Consider the following 23,208-nt stretch of genomic DNA (forward strand, 5'->3'; position numbering starts at 1 on the left):
TCGGGTGGTGCGGGTGGGGTCGTGGGGGACTGCGACCATCATGACTGACGGTGGTTGCGCATTACCATCCCGGTGTGACCCTGCTCGCCTCCGCCTCGTCGTCCGGTGACGCGTCCGCCGGTGCGTCCGCCGGTGCGTCCGGCGACGCGTCTGGTGCTCCTGGTGCGTCCGTCGATGCGTCTCGCATCGACACCGTGTACCGACCGGGAGGCCCGGTGAACGTCACGTCGACCCTGCGGCCCCTGCAGCGCGGCTCCGGCGACCCCGCCTACAAGGTGGTCGGCTCGGTCGTGTGGCTCGCCCTGCGGACGCCCACCGGCCCCGCTGCCGTGGCGATCCGGCCGGCTGGCGACACCATCGCGGTCTCGGCGTGGGGCGACGGTGCTGCGTGGGCGGTCGAGCACGCGCCGGAGCTGCTCGGCCGCGGTGACGACTGGGACGGGTTCGACGTCTCCGGGCACGCGTTCCTGGCGACGGCCCGACACCGGCAGCCCGGACTCCGGCTGCTCCGGACGAACACCGTCGTCGCGATGCTCGTGCCGGCGATCATGGAGCAGAAGGTGACCTCACGGCAGGCGTGGGGCGCATGGCGGTACCTGCTCCGCCGGTACGGCACGCCCGCGCCGGGCCCCGCGCCGGACGGTCTCACCGTGCCGCCGACGGCCGACGAGTGGGCGCGGATCCCGAGCTGGGAGTGGCACAGGGCCGGTATCGAGCCCGGACGGTCGGCGACGGTGATGCGGGCGGTGAAGCTCGCGCCGGCGCTCGAGCGGACCCTGACGCTCGGTCGCGGCGGTTCGGTCGTGTCGGCGCGGCTCCAGTCGATCCCCGGTATCGGGAAGTGGACGGCTGCCGAGACCGCACAGCGCTCCCACGGAGACCCCGATTCGCCGAGCGTCGGGGACTTCCACGTGCCGGCCCTGGTCGGGTGGGCGCTGACCGGGGGACCGGTGGACGACGACGGGATGCTCGAGCTGCTCGAGCCGTGGCGGGGGCACCGGGAACGGGTCGTGCGGCTGATCGGCGGCTCGGGGTTCCGGAAGCCGTCGTTCGGGCCGCGGCTCACGATCCAGGACCACCGCGGACACTGAGCGGTCGCGGGTGCCGGCCCGCTGCGGTCCACACCCGTTTCGCGACACGACACCAGGTGATCACATGGTGTCCTGTCGGAGAACCGGTGTCGCGACGGGTCAGGGGTGACGGGTGCCCTCGCCGGCCAGCACGGCGCGGTAGCCCTCGCGGAACGTCGGGTACTGCGGCGCCCAGCCGGTGGACCGGAGCAGCGCGTTCGACAAGCGCTTGTCACCACCGGACTGCCGGGCACCGCCGTCACCGGTGACGGTCTCGGGAACGCCGAGCTCGTCGGCCAGGAACCGCAGCACGTCGTCGAGCCGGCTCGGTTCGTCGTCGGTGCCGAGGTACGTCGGCGCCGGGTCCTCCACGGTCGCCAGGTGCACGAGCGCCGCGGCGGCGTCGTCGCGGTGGATCCGGTTCGTGTGCGGCGAGGCACTCGGAGCCAATCGCGCAGAACCGGAGCGGACCTGGTCGATCAGGCGCTCGCGGCCCGGACCGTAGACACCGGACAGCCGCACGAGCACGGCGTCGGGAGCACGGTCGCGCAGCAGCGCCTCGGCCTCGACCAGGACCTCGGCGGTCGGGGTCGCACCGTGCACCGGGGTGTCCTCGGTGACCTCGCTGCCGTCGTCGACGTCGTACACCGCGGTCGACGACACCACGAGCAGGCGTGGATCGGCGTCCGAGGCGTCGATGCCGTCGAGCACGTTCCGCAGGCCGTCGACGTAGGTGGCGCGGTACTCGTCGACGTCACGGCTGCCCGCGGCGAAGGTCACGACGACGACGGAGGTGTCGGCGGGGATCTCGGGGACCTCGTGCCGCAGGTCGGCGCTGCGGCCGGTGATCGGGGCCGGGACCAGTTCGGCGCGGCGTCGGAGGCCGATCACGTGGTGTCCCTGCTTTGCGAAGCGGAGGCCGGCTTCGGTCCCGAGGTCGCCGCAGCCGGCGATCACGACGGTGTCGTTGTTGTGCACCCGTCGACCTTGGCACGGACACCTGGTGGACGCTCCCGCGCCCGGCCTGCTGCCGCTCAGAGCACCTTCCGTCAGTCCGAGGTACGAGCGGGTTCTTCGTCCTTCGCCTCGACGCCGTCGTGGCGCAGCCGCACGACGCTGGCCAGGGTCGACAGCGCCATCGCGGCGATGATCACGATCAAGGAGACCCACGTGTTGATCTCCGGCGCCCACTCGATGTGCTCGCCACCGTTCAGGAACGGCAGCTCGTTGTCGTGCAGTGCGTGCAGGACGAGCTTCACACCGATGAACGCGAGGATCACCGCGATGCCGTACTTCAGGTAGACGAGCCGCTCGAGCAGTCCACCGAGCAGGAAGTACAGCTGCCGCAGACCCATCAGGGCGAAGACGTTCGCGGTGAACACGATGAACGGGCTCTCGGTGATGCCGAAGATCGCCGGGATCGAGTCGAGCGCGAACAGCAGGTCGGTGGTGCCGATGGCGATGAGCACGATGAGCAACGGGGTGAAGTGCCGCACGCCGTCGTGGGTGGTCCGGAACTTCATGCCGTCGAACGTGTCCGTGAGGCGCACCCGACGGCGGAGCAGTCGGACGATGAAGCTGTCCTTCTGGTCGTCGGCATCGTCCTCGCCGCGGAGCTGCTGGATCGCCGTCCAGATCAGCCAGGCGCCGAAGATGTAGAAGATCCACGAGAAGTTCTCGATGAGCTGGGCACCGACGAGGATGAAGATGCCGCGCAGCACGAGCGCGATGATGATGCCGAGCATCAGCACCTCTTGCTGGATCTTCTTCGGCACCGAGAACCGCGCCATGATGATGACGAAGACGAACAGGTTGTCGATGCTCAGGCTGTACTCGGTGAGCCAACCGGCCAGGAACTCGCCCGACGAGTCGCCGCCCGCGAACACGAGCATCAGGACCGCGAAGACCAGCGCGAGCCCCACGTAGACGCCCACCCACGTCGCCGACTCGCGCAGCGTCGGCACGTGCGGCCGGCGCGCGACGATGAGCAGGTCGGCGAGCAGGATCGCGACGATCGCGATCAGCGAGCCGACTTCGAACACGACGGGGAGTTCGGGCATCTGGTGCGTTCCTTGCTGGTGGTGGGCGGGCCGTCGAGCACGGCCGGGCTCGGTTGCTGTCCCCTCTAGTGTCGGGGACGTTCGCGCGCCGAGCGACCGCGTCCCGCGTTCAGCGACCGGGGCCGTCGACCGGTGGGTCCGGTGGGAACGGCCGTCGTGCGACCCAGATCTGTACTCCGACGAGCACACCGAGCATCCCGCCGAAGCACAGGAACACCCATCCGGCCGCCGGGTGGCCGCCGGCGATGAAGACCGAACCGATGACGAACCCCGTTGCGGCTCCGAGCCCGTGGAACACCAGCGAGACCACCGTCCAGCCTGGACTCGCGTTCATCGTCAGCTGTGCGTCCCGGACCCATCCGGCATCCCTGGTACGTCGGAGCACGACGACGATCGTGCCGATCGAGACGCCGACGGCCGCCAGCAGCATGACCAGTTCCACGTGCATCGACCTCCTTCGGCATCGTCGTCCCGTCGACGGTGAACGATCCAGACTGCCACCTCGTTGACCGGGTATGGGACTCCGCACACGCACCAAGGTCATCATCGGCATCTCCACCGGCGTCGTGGTCATCGCGGCCGCCGCCGTCATCGCCGGTCCGTCCATCTACGCGAACACCGTCAACGGACAGGCCGCCGCCGCACCCTCGCTGCAGGCGACGTCGTCCGCCAGCCTCGACGCGGCGGACGCCGACGGCACCTGGACCAGCACGAAGACCTCGTACGCCGGCTACCGGGTGCACGAGGTCCTGCAGGGGAATGATGTGAACGTGGTCGGACGCACGAAGGACGTCGAGGGCACCGCCGAGGTCGACGGCGGCTCCCTCGCGAAGGCGACGGTCACGGTCCAGGTCGCGAAGATCACCACCCCCGAGTCCGCACGCGACGCCTACTTCCGGGACACCGCGCTGGAGACGGACAAGTTCCCGACGGCGACGTTCACGCTGACGAAGCCCGTCGACGTCTCGACGGCGCTCGACGGCAGCACGCAGGACGTCACCCTGACCGGCACGATGGACCTGCACGGCGTCACGAAGGCCGTCACCGCCGACGCGCAGGTGGCGGTCGGCAAGGCCGGCACCGTACAGGTCGCCGGCTCGGTGCCGATCACCTTCGCCGACTACGGCGTGCAGGCCCCCTCGCTCGGTTTCGTCACCGTGGACGGGAAGGGCTCCGTCGAGTTCTCCCTCGACCTGCAGAAGTGACCGTGACGAGTCGTTCCGCCGACGAGCTGCTCGCGACGCTCTACCGCGAGCACGGCGACGCGCTCACCCGGTACGTCCGGCACCTGACGCGGGACGGCTCGGCGGTCGAGGACGTCGTGCAGGAGACCATGGTCCGCGCCTGGCAGCGCCCAGCGGTGCTGGAACGCGCACCGGACAGCGCGCGCGCCTGGCTGTTCACGGTGGCGCGCAACCTGGTCGTCGACGACGCCCGGTCCGCCCGGAACCGCCGGGAGTTCGGCACCGAACACCCCGTCGACCGTGCCGAGTCGGACCGAACCGACGCCGTGCTCGACCGCATCGTCGTGGCCGATGCGCTCGCATCGCTCTCCCCGGACCACCGCCGCGTGGTCGTGGACGCCTACTGGCTCGGCCACACGGTGCCGGAGATCGCACGACGACACGACATCCCCGAGGGCACCGCGAAGTCGCGGCTGCACTACGGGCTGCGAGCCCTGCGGCTCGCACTGCAGGAACGAGGAGTGACCCGATGAGCGACGACCGGTACGCAGAGTGGGACGCGGCGTACGTGCTCGGGTCCCTGAGCCCGGACGAACGGCTCGAGTACGAGCAGCACCTGGAGACGTGCGACCGTTGCACGGCCGCCGTCGCCGAGCTGGTCGGCCTGCCGGGTCTGCTCGCCAAGCTGCCGGCCGACCAGGCGATCGAGATCGCCGAACCGGACGGGAGGCCCGACACCGGTTCCGAGAGCACCCTCGCCTCCGTCGCCCACCGCGTTCGACACCGTCGCCGCCGTCGCCGGGTCTGGGTCGCCGCCACCGCGGGGCTCGCGGTGGTCGCCGCCGTCCTGGGCGGACTCGCCGTCGGCACGGCGGGGGACCGCGGCTCGGTGCAGGCCGGACGTGACGTCTCGGCCTCGGCGACCGCGGACCGCTACGACATGACCGGCGCCCAGGGACTCGATGTCGACCTGGCCGTCAGCGGCGAACAATGGGGCACACGATTCGACTGGGGCTGCTCGTACGGCGGCAAGGAGTGGGCGGCGGACGGATCGGTCATGTACGACCTCGTCGTGGTGCGGTCCGACGGCACCGCGCAGATCGTCGGCTCGTGGACGGCCGCGGGCGAGGACGCGAAGGGGCTGTCGGCGTCGACGGACATCCCGCGCGACGACATCGCGAGCGTGCAGGTGCGGCTCCGCGGCGAACAGGGAGCCCTCGCCGTCGTCGACCTCTAGCCGACCCGTCCGCCCCCGAGCCCCCGAGGTTCCGAAATCTCGGCATCTGGGCGCGGCACAGCGTCGTCCGTGGAACCTCGGCGCTCCCCGTGCGGCGAGTCGTGGAACCTCGGCGGAAGCGCCCCGGGAGCGCCCGGAAGCGCCCGGGGAGTCAGGCGGACGTGCGGTGGCGGCTAGCCCGAGACGGCCTCGTGCGACACGTCGGGGCCGATCGCGTCCTGGACGCGCGCACTGACGGACCGGAGCGTGTCCGCGTCGGTCCCCACGGGCCTCCAGAACAGGTCTTCCAGTGCACCGGTGTGCGCGCGGATGCCGGCGAGCACCGCGCGGCGGCCGTCGGGGGTCATCTCCACCCAGTTGCCGCGGCCGTCGGTCGGGCAGTCGGCGCGTCCGACCAGGCCGCGGGAGACCATCCGTGTGACCTGGTGACTGACGCGCGACTTCTCCCAACCGATGCCGGCGGCGATGTCGCGGACGCGCAGCCGGTGGTCCGGCTCACGCTGCAGCCCGATCAGGATCTCGAACTCGGGGATGGAGATGCCGGCGCCCGCCTGGACGGCCTGGTCGAGCGCTCGGTCGAGGCGTCGCCAGACGTCGTGGTAGGCGTCCCACGTCGCCCAGTCATGGCCATCGTTGCCCTGCGTCGACATGCCGACCAGCGTATCCACCGCGGGGACCCACGGACCCCGCGGCCGCGTCTTTCATCCATGCGGATGACTCCTGGCCGACGTGCGGCGCGCTCCAAGGTGAGGTCGGAGGTGCGGCATACGATCGGAGCATGCCGAGCGCCCGCCTCCAGGACTGCACCGACGACGCCGTTGCGCTGGTCCGCAAGTGGCTGGCGGCGTCCGCCGGGGCGAAGCCGGACGCCGGTGCCGCCCGTCTCGCCGAGGCCCTGCGCGACGAGCGTGGGCTCGACTTCACGCGCAGCTTCTGTCGACAAGGTCATCCGCCCCGAAGACCCCGGGTCGCTGCCCGCAACCTCGAACAGGTCAGCCGCGACGTCCCCGACTTCCTCGCCTGGTACCTGCGCGGCGCGGTGACGCTCGGCGGTGGGTTCGCGACGATGGCGCCGTGGGCGGTCATCCCCACCGCACGGCGGATCCTGCGCCGGATGACCGGCCACCTGGTGATCGACGCGAGCACGGCGAAGCTCGGTCCGGCGCTCGCGAAGGTCGGTGGGCCGGGCACCCGGCTCAACGTGAACCTGCTCGGCGAAGCCGTGCTCGGCAGCGCCGAGAGCGACCGTCGGCTGCAGGGGACGATGGACCTGCTCGCCCGCGACGACGTCGACCACGTGTCGATCAAGGTCAGCTCGGTCGTGCCGCAGATGTCGATGTGGGCGTTCGACCAGACGGTCGAGCGGGTCGTCGACCGGCTCGTGCCGTTGTACCGGCTCGCGGCCGCTCCGCTGGCGTCCGGTGGCCAGGCCAAGTTCATCAACCTGGACATGGAGGAGTACCGCGACCTCGACGTCACCCTCGCGGTGTTCCGGACCCTGCTCGACCGCGACGAGTTCGCGGGGCTGCAGGCCGGCATCGTGCTGCAGGCCTACCTGCCCGACGCCGCCGGGGCGCTCGAGTCCCTGACGGCCTGGGCGCAGGAACGCCGGGCCCGGGGCGGCGCACCGATCAAGGTGCGGCTCGTCAAGGGCGCGAACCTGGCGATGGAGCACGTCGACGCGATCGTGCACGACTGGCCGCTCGCCACCTGGGGCAGCAAGCGCGAGACCGACACCGCCTACCTGCGGATGCTCGACGCCGCGTTGACCCCGGAGCGCACCGACGCCGTGCGCATCGGCGTCGCCGGGCACAACCTGTTCGACCTGGCGACCGCGTGGGTCCTCGCCCAGCGCCGCGGGGTGACCGACGCGGTCGACGTCGAGATGCTGCTCGGCATGGCATCGACGCACGCCGACGCCGTCCGCGCCGACGTCGGACAGATCCTGCTCTACACACCCGTCGTGCAGCCGGATGAGTTCGACTCCGCGATCGCGTACCTCGCCCGCCGCCTGCAGGAGAGCTCGAGCCCCGAGAACTTCATCGCCGCGGCGTCCGACATCGACCGAGACGCCAGCGTGTTCGACCGCGAACACGGCCGGTACCTGGCGTCGGTCGCCGCCCTCGACGAGCCGGTGCACGCGACGCACCGCACCCAGGACCGCCACCTGGCACTCGGCGAACCCGTCCTGCGCGACGCGTTCCGGAACGCCCCGGACACCGACCCCGCCGTCCCCGCCAACCGTGCGTGGGCGCTCGACGTCCTGCGCCGGGTACCGCGCTCGCAGCTCGGCGCGCAGACGATCCGCGGGGCGAAGGTGGCCGACCGCTCCAAGCTCGAACGGATCATGGCCCGCACCGCGCAGGCCGGCGTGAACTGGGGGCGGCAGGACCCTCCGACCGTGCTGAGCTCCTCGACCTGATCGGACACGAGCTCGAGACCCGCCGCGCCGACCTGATCGAGGTGATGGCCGCGGAGACCGGCAAGACGTTCTCCGAGGCCGACACCGAGGTCACCGAAGCCGTCGACGCCGCCCACTACTACGCCGAGCGCGCCCGTCGTCTCGGCGACGTCGAGGGTGCCCGGTACGTCCCGCCACGCCTGACCGTCGTGGTGCCGCCGTGGAACTTCCCCGTCGCGATCCCCGCCGGTGGGGTGCTGGCGGCGCTCGCCGCGGGCAGCGGAGTCGTGCTCAAGCCGGCACCCGAGGCGAAGCGCAGTGGTGCGCTGCTGGCCGACGTGCTCTGGGACGCCGGCGTGCCGCACTCGTTGCTGCAGCTCGTCGACCTGGCCGAGGACGAACTCGGCCGTGACCTGGTCGGACACCCCGCCGTCGACCGCATCATCCTGACCGGTTCGGCCGACACCGCGCGATCGTTCCGCTGGTGGCGCGCCGGTCTCCCGCTCAGCGCCGAGACGAGCGGCAAGAACGCGATCGTCGTCACGCCGAGCGCCGACATCGACCTCGCGGTGCAGGACATCGTGCAGTCTGCCTTCGGCCACGCCGGCCAGAAGTGCTCCGCGGCGTCCCTGGTCGTCCTGGTCGGCACGGTCGGCGAGAGTGAACGCTTCCGTCGGCAGCTCGTGGACGCCACGCGCACGCTCCGGGTCGCCTGGCCCGACGACCCCACCGCCCAGCTCGGCCCGGTCATCGACGAGCCCGAGGGCAAGCTGCGACAAGGCCTCACCGAACTCGGGCCGGGGAGTCCTGGCTCGTGCAGCCGACGGCCCTCGACGACTCCGGGCGGCTCTGGTCACCCGGCATCCGTGACGGCGTCCGCCCAGGCAGCGACTTCCACCAGACCGAGTACTTCGGCCCGGTGCTCGGCATCATGCGCGCCGAGACGCTCGAGCAGGCGATCGCGATCCAGAACGGCACCGACTACGGCCTGACAGCGGGGATCCACTCGCTCGACGCCGACGAGGTGGCGGACTGGCTGGCGAGCGTGCGCGCCGGCAACCTGTACGTGAACCGCGGGATCACCGGTGCGGTCGTCGGTCGGCAGCCGTTCGGTGGCTGGAAGCGATCGTCGGTGGGCACCGGCACGAAGGCGGGCGGACCGATGTACGTCGCGACGCTCGGCCGGTGGGAGCCGGTCCCGCGCACGGTGCACAAGAGCATCCAGCTGCACGGTCTCCCGCCGCGCGTGACCTCGGTGATCGAGGCCGCACGCAGCGGCTTGTCGTTCGAGGAGTTCGACCAGGTGCGGGCCGGCGCGCTGAGCGACGTCCGTGCGCGCGAGGAGCTGTACGGCGGATCGCACGACCTGTCGGGGCTCGTGGTGCAGCGGAACGTGCTGCGCCACCGACCGCAGTCCGTCATCGTGCGGCAGGCCGAGGACGCCTCGGCGGGTGACCTGGTCCGGGCGCTCGTCGCCGCCACGGCTGCCCGCGCCCACGTCCTGCTCAGCACCGCCCGCCCGTTGCCCGGTCCGCTCAGTCAGCTGCTGGCCTCGAGTCGGTCGCCTCTGGACGTCGTCGACCACCTGGTCGAGTCCGACCAGGACTTCCACGCCCGTGCGTCGTCCGGCGCCGTGTTCCAGGCGAACTGGACGAGCGATGAGGACGCCGAGCCCGCCGACGCCCTCGGGGACATGCTCGCGCAGGGACAGGACCGACCCGTGCACACGGCGTTCGGCGGCCCCGGCGCACGGATCCGGCTCATCGGTGGCGATGCCCTGGCGCTCGAGGAAGCCCTCGGGGCGAGCATCGACGTCGCGATCCACGACGCGCCGGTGGTCGAGGCCGGGCTGATCGAGATGCTCCCGTTCATCCGTGAACAGTCGGTGTCGATCACCGCCCACCGGTTCGGGGACGTCGACGCGGACTTCGCTGACCTGCGCGTCTGACAGCTGCCGCTTGGTGAGCAGAAATGGTCGGGTGCGCTGCGGCGGACCCGACCATTTCTGCTCATGAAGTGTGCGGCGTGGCGCTGGCTCGGGTCAGTCCTCGGTGTCGCCTGCTTCTTCGTCCTCGACGCCGGTCTCGTCCATCCGGTCACGCAGGTGGTCGGCCATCGCTCCGGCGCCCTCGCCGTGGTGGTCGTGGTCGACCTGTTCGATCAGGCCGTGCAGTTTCTCGTGGTTCGTGGCCTCGTTGGCGCCGTCCATGACGGGTTCGGTCTGCTCGTTGTCGCTCATGGCTCGGACGCTACGCCGGGGTGGCTGCGGACCGGTAGTGCAGCTCGACGGCACCGCCGGTGAACGGCGTCGTCCCGACCAGCTCGAACGGGGTCGGCGCCGCGACCGGCAGCAGCGGCGCACCGGCGCCGAGCGCCACGGGCATCACGGTGACCCGGAGTTCGTCGAGCAGTCCGGCCTGCTGGTACTGCGCCGCGAGCAGTCCGCCGCCGACGACCCAGACGTCGCGCTCGCCGGCTGCCCGTTGGAGGTCGTCCTGGTGGTCCGCGACCTCGCCCGACACGAAGCGCACGTCGGCGCCGTCCGGCACCGGTAGGTCACGCGTGGTGAACACCCACGTCGCCAGGTCCGGGTACGCCCACGTGTCGTCGTGCTCGAGCAGCCACTCGTACGTGGTCGAGCCCATGACGACCGCGCCGATGCCCGCGAAGAACCGGTCGTGGTGCTCCTGGAACGGCTCGAAGCCGAACTGCAGCAGCCAGTCGAGGTCGTCGTCCGGTGCAGCGACGAAGCCGTCCAGCGAGGACGCGACGGAGTAGGTGGTGCCCATGCCCCGGACGCTACCGAGCACCCCCGACAGACGTCAGCGCCGTCAGCGCCGGCCGCCGTCAGCGCCACCCGCCGTCAGCGCCGCCCGCCCCGACCGACGACCGCGACCTCGGCGACGGTGAGCACCGTGGCGATCCACACCTGCTGCAGGGCGAACCCGCGGCGTCGTGGATCGAGGGTGAGCGGCACCATCGTCACACCGTGCACCGCGTCGACGGCGGCACTGACGGTGTGTGCGTTCCCGGTGCCCGCGCGTGCGACGAGGGCAGCCTGCACGAGCTGCCGGACGCCGAGCACGCCGTGCAGCACGGCCTGGTCGCGTCCACGGAACGATCGGCTGAGGTGCCAGACGCCGAGCACCGCTCGGCCCAGCTCGACCGCCGATGCGGCCGGCGACGACCCCGCTCGTGCACGGCGGTTCATCGTCGTCGTCCGGCCACGAGTGCGACGGCCCCGGCCGCGCCGAGCGCCGCTCCGATGATCCCGTTGCCGATCCGTCGGTGTTCCACCCACCAGGTCTGCGGCGACCATGCGTGTGCCGACTCGTCGAACGCACCGTGCGCGCCGTGGTCGCCCGGCACCGGCTCGTACAGGTTGTCCTGCAGTTCCTGCCCGTCCTTGTCCGGTGCCTGCTGCCCGGAGACGAGCGTCTTGGCGGCGTACCAGTCGGCGAAGCGCCCGCTGATCCGGTTGCCGAGGATCGTGTAGACGGTCGACTCGCCGACCCAGGTGCGACGGCGCGGCCGCTCGGCCACGGCAGCGATCGCGCGGGCACCGACCTCGGGCTGGAAGATCGGTGCGACCGGCTGCGGGTGGTGCGGCAGCTTCGACTTCACCCACCCGAACTGGATCGTGTTGAGGGCGGGCATGTCGACCCGCGACACCTTCACCTTGCTGCCCTGTTCGAGCAGCTCGGAGACGACGGACTCGGTGAACCCGACGATCGCGTGCTTCGCACCGCAGTACGCGGCCTGCAGCGGGATGCCCCGGAAGCCGAGTGCTGAGCCGACCTGGACGACGTGCCCCTGGCCGCGGGGCACCATCCGGGAGAGCGCTGCTCGGGTCCCGTTGACGAAGCCGAGGTAGGTCACGTGCAGCGCTCGCTCGAAGTCCTCGGGCGCGGTGTCCAGGAACTTGCCGAACACCCCGACCATCACGCCGTTCACCCACAGGTCGATCGGCCCGAGTTCCTGCTCGACGCGGTCGGCCGCGGCCTCGACGGCCTCGCGGTCGGACACGTCGGCGACCAGTGCCAGCCCACGACGCCCCGCGGCCTCGACCTCGGCCACCGCGGCGTCGACGCCGTCCCGTCCACGGGCGAGGACGGCGACGTCCCACCCCCGCGCGGCGAGCTCCCGGACGGTCGCACGCCCCAGTCCTGCGGATCCACCGGTCACCACTGCCACTCGAGTCATGGCTCACTTGTACCTGCGGCCGACCGCGCACCACTCAGCCGGTGTCCCCCGGATCGGCGGGCACCGAACCACGATCACACCGACCGGCCATGCTGGCCACGTGGAGACCCGAGACCCCGAGAGCGACGAGCTCGCTGAGGAAACCCTCCCGGCTGGGTCCTGAACACCCCGAACCGGCTGCTCGAGGTCTGGATCTACCCCGTGCTCGAGCTGCTCCTCGCCGCCGCGCACGTCGCCCTCGGCATCGCCTTCGGGGGCGTCTTCGCGCTCGTCGTCGGCATCGCCGCTGCGGTCGTGTTCGGGATGGGTTCAGTCGCGCTGCTCGTGACGGGCTGGCGCGCGTACGACGAGCAGACGCGTGCGGCCTCGTGGCGCTGCCACGTCACCCGGGTGGTGGTGGCAGTGACGAGCGCGGCGGTCGTCGCGGTGGCGAGCCTGGTGGTCGGGACTCCATCCGGCCTGGTGTTCGGCGCGATCGCCGGGATCCCGATGGCGTTCCGGTTCGCGCGCGTCGTCCCGCGCATCGACCACCTCGTCGTCGCGTGGGCCTCGGCGTCGGTGGCGGTGATCTGCACGACCCTCGCCGTGATCGGGTTCACCGTGCCCGACCTCCCGGAGTACCGGACCGTCGCCTGGATCGGCGGGTCCTTCTTCGGGCTGTTCGGTGCCGTCGTTGCCGTTCACCAGTTCCGGGCAGCCGCCCGGGCGCCGCGCGACGAGCTCGAGCTCGGCCTCACCGCCCCCGACCGAACCGCGTCGTGACCCCCGGCGAGTAGAGCACCGAGTCCGGCTCGAGCTCGGTCAACCCGAACGGCAGCCCGGCGGCCCCGATCAGGTCGTCCCGCAGTGACACCACCGAGGCCCGGTGCAACGGCCACGCGTCGTGCTCGTTCGGCCAGAACCGCGTCCGCCCGGCCCGGTGCACGTGCATGCCCCAGCGTGCCGTCAGGAACGTGTCGAGCGGCCCCGGCTCGACGAGTACCTCGCCCACGCGGACGTCGAGCATCGACCGCAGGTGCGTCCCGTGCCGCCGCATCGCGTACCCGACGCGGCCGTCGCCGCTCCGCGACTCGGCGTGCGCCCACCAGTAGGGCAGCCCGGTGGCCGCGCGTGCGCCGAGCGTCGGCAGCAGTTTGCCGGCGTCGAGCGACAGGAACACGACGCCGTGCTGGCCCTGCTCGTCGACCGTGTAGACGCGGACGTTCACCTCGACGAAGTCGCCGATCGAGCCGGTCCGCCCGAGCGCCCCGAGGGGCGGGAAGCGGGTGTCCTCGAACCGGAACGCGATGAGGCCCACCCAGGTGGTCACCCCGTCGTCGGTCCCGTCGAGCGCCATCGTGTCGGGTCGCGTTCCGGCCGGCAGCAGCGGGGCCACCGCCGACACGTCGACGCGCCAGTGCACGAAGACGACGTCGAGCCAGTCCTGCGAGATCCAGGGGCGGCCCGGCAGGCCGGGGGCGATGGACGGGAGGCCCGGGGCGCTCCGGGTGGGTCGGGTGTCGGTCACGGTGTGGTCGCCTCCGGTTCGGTGGGTCCGGTCATGCCGGGTCGCGTCAGCGACGGGATCGGCGGCGACCGGACGGGTCGCTGCTCGCGGTCCGGCGGAGTCCGCACGGGCCTCCCGGCCTGCGCGTCACGTGGCACCTGCCGGACGTTACGCGGTGTCGCGACTGACCAGCTTGGAGAGCACGATCGCGGACCGCGTGTGGTCCACCTGCGGTGCGAGGCGGACCTTGTCGAGCGCTTCTTCGAGCGCGGACAGGTCCTTCGAGCGCATGTGCACCACGGCGTCGGCGCTCCCCGTGACCGTGCCGGCGTCGATGACCTCGGGCACGGTGTCGAGCAGTGCGCGGAGCTCGTCGGGGGAGACCGTGCCGCGGCAGTACAGCTCGACCCAGGCCTCGGTGCCGCGGTCCTCGACGGCGGGGTCGACCTTGATCGTGAAGCCCTGGATGACGCCGTCGCCGACGAGCCGGTCGACACGGCGCTTGACGGCCGATGCCGAGAGTCCGACCACCGACCCGATGTCGCCGTAGCCGGCGCGGGCGTTGTCCCGGAGTTGATCCAGGATGCGGTGGTCGAGCGAATCCATTGCACCCATCGTACGCGGACTTCTTGCGAGGTCGGCGGGTCGGACGCACGAAACGTGCGTCACCCGAACGGGTGTCATGGTCCGACGGATGGGGGACTGCACTCTTCGGACGGTTCATGCCAGACTTTCGAGTGGCGTCGACCTGGTCCGCTACGGCGAGTGAGCCTGCATCTCGCCGGAGCACCTCTCCTTCGTTCCGTTTCGGTTCCTGGCAGGCTCGGGCCCCGGTCCCTTCTCAGGAGGACTGATGTCGAACACCGCACCCTCGACCACCGATGCACCGGCCCGTACCGCCACCAAGCGGACGATCCTGATGTGCAAGCCGGACTTCTACACGGTGAGCTACCGGATCAACCCGTGGATGCACCCGGAGGAGCCGACCGACACGTCGAAGGCCGTCGCCCAGTGGCAGACGCTCGTCGACGTGTACGAGCAGCTCGGCTTCGACATCTCGTACATCGACCCCATCGACGGCCTGCCGGACATGGTCTACGCAGCCAACGGCGGGTTCGTGCTCGACGGCATCGCCTACGGCGCGAAGTTCCAGTACCCCGAGCGCCAGCCCGAGGGCCCGGCGTACATGGACTGGTTCCGTCAGGCCGGCCTGACCGTCGCCGAGCCGGAGCAGACCAACGAGGGCGAGGGTGACTTCCTGCTCATCGGGAACACGATCTTCGCCGGCACCGGCTTCCGTTCGGACAGCACCTCGCACGACGAGCTCGCGACGATCTACGGCCGTGAGGTCGTCACCCTCAAGCTCATCAACCCGAGCTTCTACCACCTCGACACCGCCATCGCCGTGCTCGACCCCGAGCCCGCCGCTGACGGCACCAGCAACATCGCGTACCTCGAGAGCGCCTTCGACGAGCCGTCGCTGGCGATCCTGCGCGAGCGGTTCCCGGACGCGATCATCGCCACGGAAGAGGACGCAGCGATCCTCGGCCTGAACTCCTACTCCGACGGGTACAACGTCGTGATCGCCGCACGCGCGACCACGTTCGCGGCGCAGCTGCGCGAGAAGGGCTACAACCCGATCGGCGTCGACCTGTCCGAGCTGCTGCTCGGCGGTGGCGGCGTGAAGTGCTGCACGCTCGACCTGCACCCGGTCGGCACCGGCAACTCCGTCGCGCGCTCGCTCGGGGTCAGCTGATGTCGGCGGCAGCGTCGCTCGGGGTCAACACCGCGGCGGCGCTCGCCGTCGAGGACCGCGCCCTCGCGCACAACTACAGCCCGCTGCCCGTCGTCATCGCGTCGGGCTCCGGAGCGACCGTCACCGACGTCGACGGCAAGCAGTACCTGGACGGCCTCGCCGCGTACTCCGCGGTGAACTTCGGCCACGGCAACCCGCGGCTGCTCGACGCTGCCCGGGCGCAGCTCGACCGGGTGACGCTGACCAGTCGTGCCTTCGTGAACGACCGGCTCGGGCCGTTCGCCACGGCGCTGGCGGCGTTGACGGAGACCGAGATGGTCCTGCCGATGAACACCGGTGCCGAGGCCGTCGAGTCCGCGATCAAGGTGTCCCGCGCCTGGGGTTACCGCGTCAAGGGGGTCCCTGCGGACCGCGCGACGATCATCGTGGCGTCCGGGAACTTCCACGGCCGCACCACCACGATCATCTCCTTCTCGGACGACCCCGATGCCCGCAACGACTTCGGTCCGTACACCCCGGGCTTCCGGACCGTGCCGTACGGCGACGCCGCTGCCCTGCGCGCAGCGATGGACGAGACCGTCGTCGCCGTGCTGCTCGAACCGATCCAGGGCGAGGGCGGCGTGGTCATCCCGCCGGCCTCGTACCTCGGTGACGTGCGGGCGGTCTGCGACGAGTTCGGTGCGCTGTTCGTCGCCGACGAGATCCAGTCCGGCCTCGGGCGAACGGGCCACACCCTCGCCGTGCAGCGCGTCGGTGTCCGTCCCGACCTCATCACGCTCGGCAAGGCGCTCGGCGGCGGCATCGTCCCGGTGTCCGCGGTCGTCGGCTCGGCGTCCGTCCTGGGGGTGCTGCGTCCCGGCGAGCACGGTTCGACCTTCGGCGGGAACCCGCTCGCTGCGGCCGTCGGCGCCGAGGTCGTGGCGATGCTCGGCGAGGGCACGTTCCAGCAGCGCGCCCTCGACGGCGAACCCTTGCTGCGCGGGCTGCTCGACGACCTGCTCGGCAAGGGGGTCGTGTCGCACCGCGTCGCCGGACTCTGGGCGGGGATCGACATCGACCCCGCGCTCGGCACCGGCAAGGAGATCTCGAAGGACCTCGCCGACCGCGGGCTGCTCGTGAAGGACACCCACGGTTCGACGATCCGCTTCGCTCCGCCACTGGTCGTCACCGACGACGAGCTGCGCACGGCGATCGGCACGCTGTCCGACGTCCTGGCGTCGCGCGCCTGACGGGCGTGGTCCACGCGCTCGCTTCGTGAGCAGAAATGGTCGGGTCGCCGCAGGGCACCCGACCATTTCTGCTCACCAAACGCGGATCACACCGCCCAGCGCACCGCCAACTCGTCCATCAGGCCGTCGAGCCGCTCGTCGACGACCTGCTCCTCTGGATGCGCCTCGTACCAGGCGATGACCTCGCGCACACCCTGCCGGTAGGGCGTCCGCGGCCGGTACCACGGCACGAGCGACCGGACCTTGCTGTTGTCGAACACCGAGCTGTTGGCCTTGTCGCCGAGCAGCGCCGCACCCCACTCAGCATCGGCGGCGGCGATCGCATCCGCCGGCACGTGCACGATGCGCAGGTCGTCGACACCAGCCGCTGCCGCGATCTCGTGCGCGATGGCATTCCACGTCGGCGCCTCGTCGCTCGTGATCGTGAATGCCTCGCCGATCGCCTCAGCACGGTCGAGCAGCCCGGTGAACCCGACCGCGAAGTCACGGCTGTGCGTCAGCGTCCACAGCGACGTGCCGTCACCGGTGATGATGATCGGCTTGCCGGCGCGCATCCGCGCCACCGCAGTCCAGCCGCCCGTCAGCGGCAGCTTCGTCTCGTCGTAGGTGTGCGACGGCCGCACGATCGTCACCGGGAAGTCCTGCTCCCGGTACGCCTCCATCAGCAGTTCCTCGCACGCGATCTTGTCGCGCGAGTACTGCCAGTACGGGTTCTTCAGCGGCGTCGACTCCGTGATCGGCAGGTGCGTCGCCGGGGTCTGGTACGCCGAGGCCGAGCTGATGAACACGTACTGCCGCGTCCGTCCGGCGAAGAAGTCGATGTCGGCCTGCACCTGGTCCGGCGTGAAGGCGATCCAGTTCACGACGACGTCGAAGTGGCGGTCGCCGAGTGCGTCCGCCAGGGCGCTGCGGTCCGACACATCGGCCTGGAGGCGCGTCACACCCTCCGGGATCGGCCTGCCCCCGGTGGTCCCCCGGTTCAGGACCGTGACGGCGTGGCCCTGTTCGGTCGCCTCCCGCACACAGGAGGCGCTGATCACGCCGCTCCCGCCGATGAACAACACGCTGGCTCCGGTCATGGATGCTCCCTCGCTCTCCGCGGCGCAGCCCTGCGCCGAACCCTCCGATCCTGCCCCTCAGATGCTGGGTCGGGCATCGAGCACCGTGCCGAGCATCGTCACGTCCTGTGCCCAAGCCGCGGCGCCGGGGTGGATCCATCCGAGCAGTTCGATCGCGTAGTCGTGGTCCCGCCGAAGATCACGCCCATGGATCGGCTCGTGGTGTGCGGCCCGGTTGCGCACGAAGTGCAGTTGCTGCATCCGTGTCCGAACCTCGCGCTGGCGAGTCAGCGCATCCGCTGGGCCGTGTGGGAACGCGCGGTGGAGTGCTGGAGTCCACAGGGCCGTCAGGTAGCGAGACTCGAACAGGTACCGCCAGAACCCGAAGCTCAGTTCGGCAACGACTCGCCCGTGCACCTCTGCTCGTTTCCCCCTCGCGTGGCACGCCTTCGTGCGACGACCAGATCGTTCCTGCCTTGTGCGTCGAGGGGAACGACGTCGAGCCAGGATGAGCCTGGGCGACGAGCAGTTGCCCAAGCGCGGAGCTGCACGTCTGCAGCGTTTCGCACCACGACCTCTACGGCCCCGGTCAGCTCCATCACGGCAGCTGCAGCTCGCATGTTCCATTCGTAGAGCCCGACAGCGCGTGCGTCGTCGGGCAGGGCTCGGAAGTAGGAACGAAGGCGTTCCCGCGTCAGCAGGTCGACCACGTCCGCCGGCTCCACGCGACCTCCAGTTGACATCGAACGCTCGTCCCATAGACTCATATATCGAAGACCCCGGAACGATCACTGGCTCAGTCCACATCGCCGGGGTTTCGTCTTGGGCTGCTGCATCTGAAACGTCAGCGTACAGGTACCCGCTTCCTGGCCGAGTGCTCCTGGGGGCGGCGCGACTACCGTCACGGTTCGGGTCGCATCGACGCGCCCCACGACAGGAGTGACACGCACATGGAGTACCGCTACCTCGGCAACTCGGGCCTCAAGGTCTCCGAGATCACCTACGGCAACTGGCTCACCCACGCATCCCAGGTCGAGAACGACGCGGCCATCGCCTGCGTCAAGGCCGCCCTCGAGGTGGGCATCTCGACGTTCGACACCGCCGACGTCTACGCCAACACCGGCGCGGAGACCGTCCTCGGCGAAGCCCTCAAGGGGAGCGGCGCCAGTCGCTCGAGATCGCCACGAAGGTGTTCGGGCCGACCGGGCCCAAGGGGCACAACGACACCGGGCTGTCCCGCAAGCACATCCTCGAGTCGATCGACGGTTCGCTCGGCCGCCTGCAGACCGACTACGTCGACCTGTACCAGGCGCACCGCTTCGACCACGAGACCCCGCTCGAGGAGACGATGCAGGCCTTCGCCGACATCGTGCGCCAGGGCAAGGTCCTGTACGTCGGCGTGAGCGAGTGGACCGCGGAGCAGCTCCGTGCCGGCGCCGCCCTGGCGAAGGACCTCGGGTTCCAGCTCATCTCGAACCAGCCGCAGTACTCGGCGCTGTGGCGGGTCATCGAAGACGAGGTGGTGCCGACCTCGAAGGAGCTCGGCATCTCGCAGATCGTCTGGTCGCCCATCGCGCAGGGTGTCCTGACCGGCAAGTACAAGCCGGGTCAGCCGCTGCCCGAGGGCTCACGCGCCACCGATGACAAGGGCGGCGCGGACATGATCAAGCGCTTCATGCGCGACGAGGTGCTGTCCTCGGTGCAGGAGCTCGAGCCGATCGCGAAGGAACTCGACCTGTCGATGGCGCAACTCGCCGTCGCCTGGGTGCTGCAGAACGAGAACGTCGCGAGCGCGATCATCGGGGCGTCGCGTCCGGAGCAGGTGCACGACAACGCCGGCGCTGCCGGTGTCACGATCCCCGCGGAGCTGCTCGCCCGGATCGACGACGCCCTCGGTGCCGTCGTCGAGCGTGACCCGGCGAAGACGAACGACAGCAGCCCGAAGACCCGCGAGGCCTGAGCCCGGAGGCCGGCAGGCGGGCGCGATCCGCGCCTCCAGGCTGTCGGGGACCCGGCGCGAACGCGAGCCGCACGACCGAAGTCACCCCGAACCGCACAGTTGCGTGGTTCGGGGTGATTTCGGTTGTGCGCGACGACCGACGAGCGCTCACGACCAGACGGCTCAGGCAACGGAAAAGGCCCCCTGCCGAAGCAGGGGGCCTTCACCGGTGGCTGGACACGGCATCGATCCGTGGACCTTTCGATTTTCAGTCGAACGCTCTACCAACTGAGCTATCCAGCCGTGGCGACCCTGACGGGACTTGAACCCGCGACCTCCGCCGTGACAGGGCGGCACGCTAACCAGCTGCGCTACAGGGCCATGTTGAATTGCTGTGGTGTTGCTCAGTACTACTTGCTCGCTCACTCGGAGAGTGACCCCAACGGGATTCGAACCCGTGCTGCCGCCGTGAAAGGGCGGTGTCCTAGGCCACTAAACGATAGGGCCGCAAGTGGTGCTTCGCGCTACCGATGGACAAGCATACGGATGCCCCCGGGGGTTCGCAAATCGGGCCGCGTTCCCGCGGAATCCCCGGCGTGTCGCGCCCGGCCGGCGCCGGGTGTCGAGGTTGCGGTGCGAGCATCGTCGTCGGCTCCACGCCCCTCGTCCGAGGGGCTGCGGGGCTGCGACACCTGTTGTTACTGTTGCGTCTGTTAACAGTGTTACGTGCGTGAGCCTTGCCGCGCTGTTACGAAATCGAGATACATGTCGACCTCACCTTCGCTTTCCCTCCGCAACCGCAGCCGCCTCGTTGCCGCCGCGGTCGCCGTCGCGCTCGCCGGCAGCACCCTCGCGGTCCTCGCTCCGGCGACGTCGGCCAGTGCCGCGAGCTACCCGAGCTGGTCCGAGGTGCAGAAGGCCAAGTCGTCGACGAGTGCCCAGCAGGCGAAGGTCACCGAGATCAAGTCGCTCATCTCGACCCTGAAGTCCGAAGCTGCTGCGAAGCAGAAGGCCGCACAGGCCGCCGGCGAGGCCTACCAGGCTGCACAGAACAAGTACGACGAGGCGACCCTCGAGCAGAAGACGCTCCAGTCGCAGGCGGACGACGCCGAGCAGACCGCCGCGCAGTCCGAGGAGCAGGCCGGTCAGCTCGCCGCGCAGCTCGGTCGGGCCAGCGCCAACGACGTGACGACCGACATCCTCACGCACCCCTCGGACTCCGGTGACCTGCTCTACGAGCTCGGCGCCATGTCGAAGCTCAGCGAGCAGGCCGACGGCATCTACTCGCAGGCGTCGCAGGACCGGGGCACCGCCCAGGCGCAGGCCGACAAGGCGGACAAGGCCAAGGCGGCGCTGGGAGACCTCGCCGACGCAGCCCAGTCGAAGATGCAGCAGGCGCAGGGTGCTGCCGACGCGGCGCAGACCGCCGTCGACGCCCAGAACGACAACGAGTCGCGGCTCGAGGCACAGCTGACCGCCCTCACCACGAAGCAGCGCGGTGTCGAGGCCGACTACCGCAAGGGCGTCGCCGCCGAGAAGGCCCGACAGGCCCGCATCGCCGCTGCTGCGGCCAAGGCAGCCGCGAAGGCCGCGGCGACGAGCCAGGGCGGCACCGGCGGTGGGACGGCCAACTCCGCCGGGTGGGTCCGTCCGGCAGGCGGCTTCCAGACCAGCGGCTACGGCATCCGCGTCGACCCGTACACGCACGCCACGGCACTGCACGCCGGGGTCGACCTCGCTCCCGCCTGCTACGCCCCGATCTACGCGGCCCACGACGGCACCGTGACCTTCGCCGGCAACGGCGGCGGCTACGGCAACGAGGTCATCCTGGACAACGGCGGCGGCATCTCGACGGCCTACGGACACATCGTCGACGGCGGGATCATGGTCGCGAACGGCCAGCACGTCTCCGCCGGGCAGCAGATCGCCAAGATCGGTTCGACCGGCTGGTCGACCGGGTGCCACCTCCACTTCGAGACCCGGGTCAACGGTGCTGCCGTCGACCCGGTCCCCTTCATGGCAGCGCGGGGGATCTCGGTATGAGCATCAGCGCAGCCGGGATGCGCTGACCCCGCCATGACCCTGTCCGCTCGCTCGTTCTCCTGCGGGATCGCCACCGTCGCCGTGCTCGGCATCGGACTCTCGGTCGTCGTCGCAGGACCCGCCCAGGCCGCGCCGTCGGCGCCGTCCTGGGACGACGTCAAGGCCGCGAAGTCGGATGCCGCCGACGCGCAGCAGACGGTGGACGAGCTGAGCGACCGGCTGACCTCGCTGCAGGCCACCGCGGACCGCGCCGGCATCGTCGAGCAGCAGGCCGGGCAGGCCTACGCCCTCGCTGCCTCGCAGCAGCAGGAGGCGAAGGACACCCTCGCCGACCTGTCCGCGCAGTCGAAGCGCGCCAAGGGCAAGGCGGACGACTCCGCGGGCCAGGTTGCGGCGCTCGTCGTCGAGCTGTCCCGCACGGGTGGCGGCGACCTGTCGACGACGATGCTCACGGACGCCTCGGACTCCGGCGACCTGCTCTACCGCGTCGGCACGATGTCGCACCTGTCCGAGCGGTCGGCGACGATCCTGGCCCAGGCCCGCTCCGACCAGAAGACCGTGGACTCGCTCGCCGACCAGCAGGCCGTGGCCACGACGGCACTGAGCAAGGCGACCGAGGCGACGAAGAAAGCCTTCGCGACCGCCAACGACGTCTCCGCCGATGCCCAGGCCCGAGTGCAGAAGCAGCAGGACCAGCAGGACGAGGTCCTCCGCCAGCTCGCGTACCTCAAGGGCACGAGCGTCGCGACGGAGAGCGCGTACTGGAGTGCGCAGCAGGCCAAGGCGGCCGAGACCGCCCTGGCGGCCCAGACGAGCAGCGGCGGCGGCGCGACCAGTGGCAGCGGGAGCACCAGCAGCGACAGCGGCGGCACCGGCACCTCCACGAGCCCGAGCACCGGCGGCGGCAGCACGAGTACGAGCCCCGACACCGGCTCCGGCAGCGGCACGACCACGCCGTCCAAGCCGAGCACCCCGTCGAAGCCGAGTACGCCGGCGGCTCCCGCTCCCGCTCCCGCGCCGGCTCCCGCCAAGCCGAGCACGCCGACGCCGTCGAAGCCGAGTACCCCGGCGCCCACGACCCCGGCACCCGCCCCGAGCAGCCCGTCGAAGGCCGCCGGCGCCATCTCCTACGCCCGCACCCAACTCGGCAAGCCGTACCTCATCGGTGGCGCGGGCCCGAACAGCTGGGACTGCTCCGGCCTCGTGATGATGGCCTACAGCTCGCAGGGCATCGCGACCGGTGGGCACAACGTCGTCTGGCAGTACAACTACTTCGGCTCGATCGGTCGCCTCGTGCCGCTCTCGCAGCGCCAGCCCGGCGACATCCTCTTCTACTCGTCGAACGGAACCGCTTCCGGCGGTTACCACGACTCGATCTACACCGGCAACGGGATGATGGTCGAAGCGGCCCGACCGGGCGTCGGCGTGGTCGAGCGGGCGGTCTGGACGCCGAGCCAGCTCCTGCCCTACGTCGCCCGCCCGAGCGGTTCGCTGTAGCCCGCGCCCGGTCTTTCCCAGAACGGCTGCGGTAGCAAGCGGGAT

Annotated in this window: 23 protein-coding genes, 3 tRNA genes and 2 pseudogenes; 13 read left to right on the forward strand and 15 right to left on the reverse strand. The window is 70.8% G+C overall.

Annotation, left to right across the window (positions count from 1 at the left end):
• The first annotated feature begins 74 nt into the window (after positions 1–74).
• Positions 75–1,091, forward strand: a complete 1,017-nt coding sequence (locus tag JN350_RS03415; RefSeq protein ID WP_240347519.1) for a DNA glycosylase family protein — start codon at positions 75–77, stop codon at positions 1,089–1,091.
• A 99-nt stretch (positions 1,092–1,190) separates the two neighbouring features.
• Here the strand turns inward: JN350_RS03415 and JN350_RS03420 are convergent, their stop codons facing one another.
• The 3 genes from JN350_RS03420 to JN350_RS03430 all read right to left on the reverse strand — a co-directional run bounded on the left by JN350_RS03420 (position 1,191) and on the right by JN350_RS03430 (position 3,578).
• Positions 1,191–2,048, reverse strand: coding sequence for an NAD-dependent epimerase/dehydratase family protein (locus JN350_RS03420; RefSeq protein WP_205463550.1), 858 nt, complete (start codon positions 2,046–2,048; stop codon positions 1,191–1,193).
• Positions 2,049–2,119: 71 nt separating this feature from the next.
• A complete protein-coding gene (locus JN350_RS03425; RefSeq protein ID WP_205463551.1) occupies positions 2,120–3,130 on the reverse strand; it encodes a TerC family protein in 1,011 nt (336 codons plus the stop codon).
• 109 nt (positions 3,131–3,239) lie between these two features.
• A complete protein-coding gene (locus tag JN350_RS03430) occupies positions 3,240–3,578 on the reverse strand; it encodes a hypothetical protein (protein WP_159573718.1) in 339 nt (112 codons plus the stop codon).
• Between the two features lie 67 nt (positions 3,579–3,645).
• Between JN350_RS03430 and JN350_RS03435 the strand changes: the two genes are divergently transcribed.
• Genes JN350_RS03435 through JN350_RS03445 form a run of 3 tightly spaced genes read left to right on the forward strand, consistent with a single transcriptional unit; the run spans position 3,646 to position 5,551 of the window.
• The gene (locus JN350_RS03435; RefSeq protein WP_205463552.1) at positions 3,646–4,335 is read left to right on the forward strand and encodes a YceI family protein; all 690 of its coding nucleotides are present in this window, start codon (positions 3,646–3,648) and stop codon (positions 4,333–4,335) included.
• Positions 4,332–4,847, forward strand: coding sequence for a sigma-70 family RNA polymerase sigma factor (locus JN350_RS03440; protein ID WP_205463553.1), 516 nt, complete (start codon positions 4,332–4,334; stop codon positions 4,845–4,847). Before JN350_RS03435 ends, JN350_RS03440 begins: the two co-directional genes overlap by 4 nt.
• On the forward strand, positions 4,844–5,551 hold the full coding sequence (locus tag JN350_RS03445; RefSeq protein WP_123937209.1) for an anti-sigma factor: 708 nt from the start codon (positions 4,844–4,846) through the stop codon (positions 5,549–5,551). The genes JN350_RS03440 and JN350_RS03445 overlap by 4 nt, the downstream gene beginning before the upstream one ends.
• Before the next feature lie 173 nt (positions 5,552–5,724).
• On the opposite strand, the gene JN350_RS03450 is transcribed toward JN350_RS03445, so the two are convergent.
• Complete coding sequence (locus JN350_RS03450) at positions 5,725–6,201, reverse strand: MarR family winged helix-turn-helix transcriptional regulator (protein ID WP_205463554.1); 477 nt, start codon at positions 6,199–6,201, stop codon at positions 5,725–5,727.
• 128 nt (positions 6,202–6,329) lie between these two features.
• On the opposite strand from JN350_RS03450, the gene JN350_RS18930 reads away from it, so the two are divergent.
• The 3 genes and pseudogenes from JN350_RS18930 to JN350_RS20030 all read left to right on the forward strand — a co-directional run bounded on the left by JN350_RS18930 (position 6,330) and on the right by JN350_RS20030 (position 9,900).
• Positions 6,330–7,973, forward strand: a complete 1,644-nt coding sequence (locus JN350_RS18930; RefSeq protein WP_240347520.1) for a proline dehydrogenase family protein — start codon at positions 6,330–6,332, stop codon at positions 7,971–7,973.
• Positions 7,973–8,659: pseudogene (locus tag JN350_RS20025) on the forward strand (aldehyde dehydrogenase family protein); the annotation flags it as partial. The gene JN350_RS18930 and the pseudogene JN350_RS20025, both read left to right, overlap by 1 nt.
• A 107-nt stretch (positions 8,660–8,766) precedes the next feature.
• Positions 8,767–9,900: an aldehyde dehydrogenase family protein gene (locus JN350_RS20030; protein WP_275898012.1), complete on the forward strand. Its 1,134-nt coding sequence runs from the start codon at positions 8,767–8,769 to the stop codon at positions 9,898–9,900.
• 93 nt (positions 9,901–9,993) lie between these two features.
• Here the strand turns inward: JN350_RS20030 and JN350_RS03460 are convergent, their stop codons facing one another.
• From JN350_RS03460 to JN350_RS03475, 4 genes are all read right to left on the reverse strand, one after another.
• Complete coding sequence (locus tag JN350_RS03460; RefSeq protein ID WP_123339214.1) at positions 9,994–10,191, reverse strand: hypothetical protein; 198 nt, start codon at positions 10,189–10,191, stop codon at positions 9,994–9,996.
• Between the two features lie 10 nt (positions 10,192–10,201).
• A complete protein-coding gene (locus JN350_RS03465; RefSeq protein WP_205463555.1) occupies positions 10,202–10,741 on the reverse strand; it encodes a dihydrofolate reductase family protein in 540 nt (179 codons plus the stop codon).
• A 74-nt stretch (positions 10,742–10,815) separates the two neighbouring features.
• Positions 10,816–11,163, reverse strand: a complete 348-nt coding sequence (locus tag JN350_RS03470; protein ID WP_205463556.1) for a hypothetical protein — start codon at positions 11,161–11,163, stop codon at positions 10,816–10,818.
• Complete coding sequence (locus JN350_RS03475; protein ID WP_205463557.1) at positions 11,160–12,155, reverse strand: SDR family oxidoreductase; 996 nt, start codon at positions 12,153–12,155, stop codon at positions 11,160–11,162. Before JN350_RS03475 ends, JN350_RS03470 begins: the two co-directional genes overlap by 4 nt.
• A gap of 201 nt (positions 12,156–12,356) precedes the next feature.
• On the opposite strand from JN350_RS03475, the gene JN350_RS03480 reads away from it, so the two are divergent.
• A complete protein-coding gene (locus tag JN350_RS03480) occupies positions 12,357–12,917 on the forward strand; it encodes a hypothetical protein (protein WP_205463558.1) in 561 nt (186 codons plus the stop codon).
• Here the strand turns inward: JN350_RS03480 and JN350_RS03485 are convergent.
• Positions 12,889–13,662, reverse strand: a complete 774-nt coding sequence (locus JN350_RS03485; protein WP_205463559.1) for a YqjF family protein — start codon at positions 13,660–13,662, stop codon at positions 12,889–12,891. The two genes, JN350_RS03480 and JN350_RS03485, sit on opposite strands and share 29 nt — an antisense overlap.
• A 147-nt stretch (positions 13,663–13,809) precedes the next feature.
• A complete protein-coding gene (locus JN350_RS03490; RefSeq protein ID WP_111083794.1) occupies positions 13,810–14,247 on the reverse strand; it encodes an Lrp/AsnC family transcriptional regulator in 438 nt (145 codons plus the stop codon).
• A gap of 247 nt (positions 14,248–14,494) precedes the next feature.
• On the opposite strand from JN350_RS03490, the gene ddaH reads away from it, so the two are divergent.
• The gene (ddaH, locus tag JN350_RS03495) at positions 14,495–15,397 is read left to right on the forward strand and encodes a dimethylargininase (protein WP_205463560.1); all 903 of its coding nucleotides are present in this window, start codon (positions 14,495–14,497) and stop codon (positions 15,395–15,397) included.
• Entirely contained in the window at positions 15,397–16,626 is a 1,230-nt protein-coding gene (gene rocD, locus JN350_RS03500; RefSeq protein ID WP_205463561.1) for an ornithine--oxo-acid transaminase, read from the forward strand. The genes ddaH and rocD overlap by 1 nt, the downstream gene beginning before the upstream one ends.
• An 86-nt stretch (positions 16,627–16,712) precedes the next feature.
• Here the strand turns inward: rocD and JN350_RS03505 are convergent, their stop codons facing one another.
• A complete protein-coding gene (locus JN350_RS03505) occupies positions 16,713–17,705 on the reverse strand; it encodes an NAD-dependent epimerase/dehydratase family protein (protein WP_205463562.1) in 993 nt (330 codons plus the stop codon).
• Between the two features lie 57 nt (positions 17,706–17,762).
• Positions 17,763–17,945 (reverse strand): hypothetical protein, encoded by a 183-nt coding sequence (locus tag JN350_RS03510; RefSeq protein ID WP_205463563.1) that lies wholly within the window; start codon positions 17,943–17,945, stop codon positions 17,763–17,765.
• Between the two features lie 689 nt (positions 17,946–18,634).
• On the opposite strand from JN350_RS03510, the pseudogene JN350_RS03515 reads away from it, so the two are divergent.
• Positions 18,635–19,644 (forward strand): annotated as a pseudogene (locus JN350_RS03515) (aldo/keto reductase family protein).
• A 209-nt stretch (positions 19,645–19,853) separates the two neighbouring features.
• Here the strand turns inward: JN350_RS03515 and JN350_RS03520 are convergent.
• The 3 genes from JN350_RS03520 to JN350_RS03530 form a co-directional block, all read right to left on the reverse strand.
• Positions 19,854–19,926, reverse strand: a tRNA-Phe gene (locus JN350_RS03520).
• Position 19,927: 1 nt separating this feature from the next.
• A tRNA-Asp gene (locus tag JN350_RS03525) sits at positions 19,928–20,004 on the reverse strand.
• A gap of 53 nt (positions 20,005–20,057) precedes the next feature.
• A tRNA-Glu gene (locus tag JN350_RS03530) sits at positions 20,058–20,130 on the reverse strand.
• Between the two features lie 258 nt (positions 20,131–20,388).
• Here JN350_RS03530 and JN350_RS03535 point away from each other — a divergent pair.
• Entirely contained in the window at positions 20,389–21,666 is a 1,278-nt protein-coding gene (locus JN350_RS03535; protein WP_205463564.1) for a M23 family metallopeptidase, read from the forward strand.
• A 33-nt stretch (positions 21,667–21,699) separates the two neighbouring features.
• Complete coding sequence (locus JN350_RS03540; protein ID WP_205463565.1) at positions 21,700–23,163, forward strand: C40 family peptidase; 1,464 nt, start codon at positions 21,700–21,702, stop codon at positions 23,161–23,163.
• The last annotated feature ends 45 nt before the right edge of the window (positions 23,164–23,208 follow it).

Source organism: Curtobacterium sp. 24E2 (genome assembly GCF_016925595.1).
In the GTDB taxonomy this organism is placed as follows: domain Bacteria; phylum Actinomycetota; class Actinomycetes; order Actinomycetales; family Microbacteriaceae; genus Curtobacterium.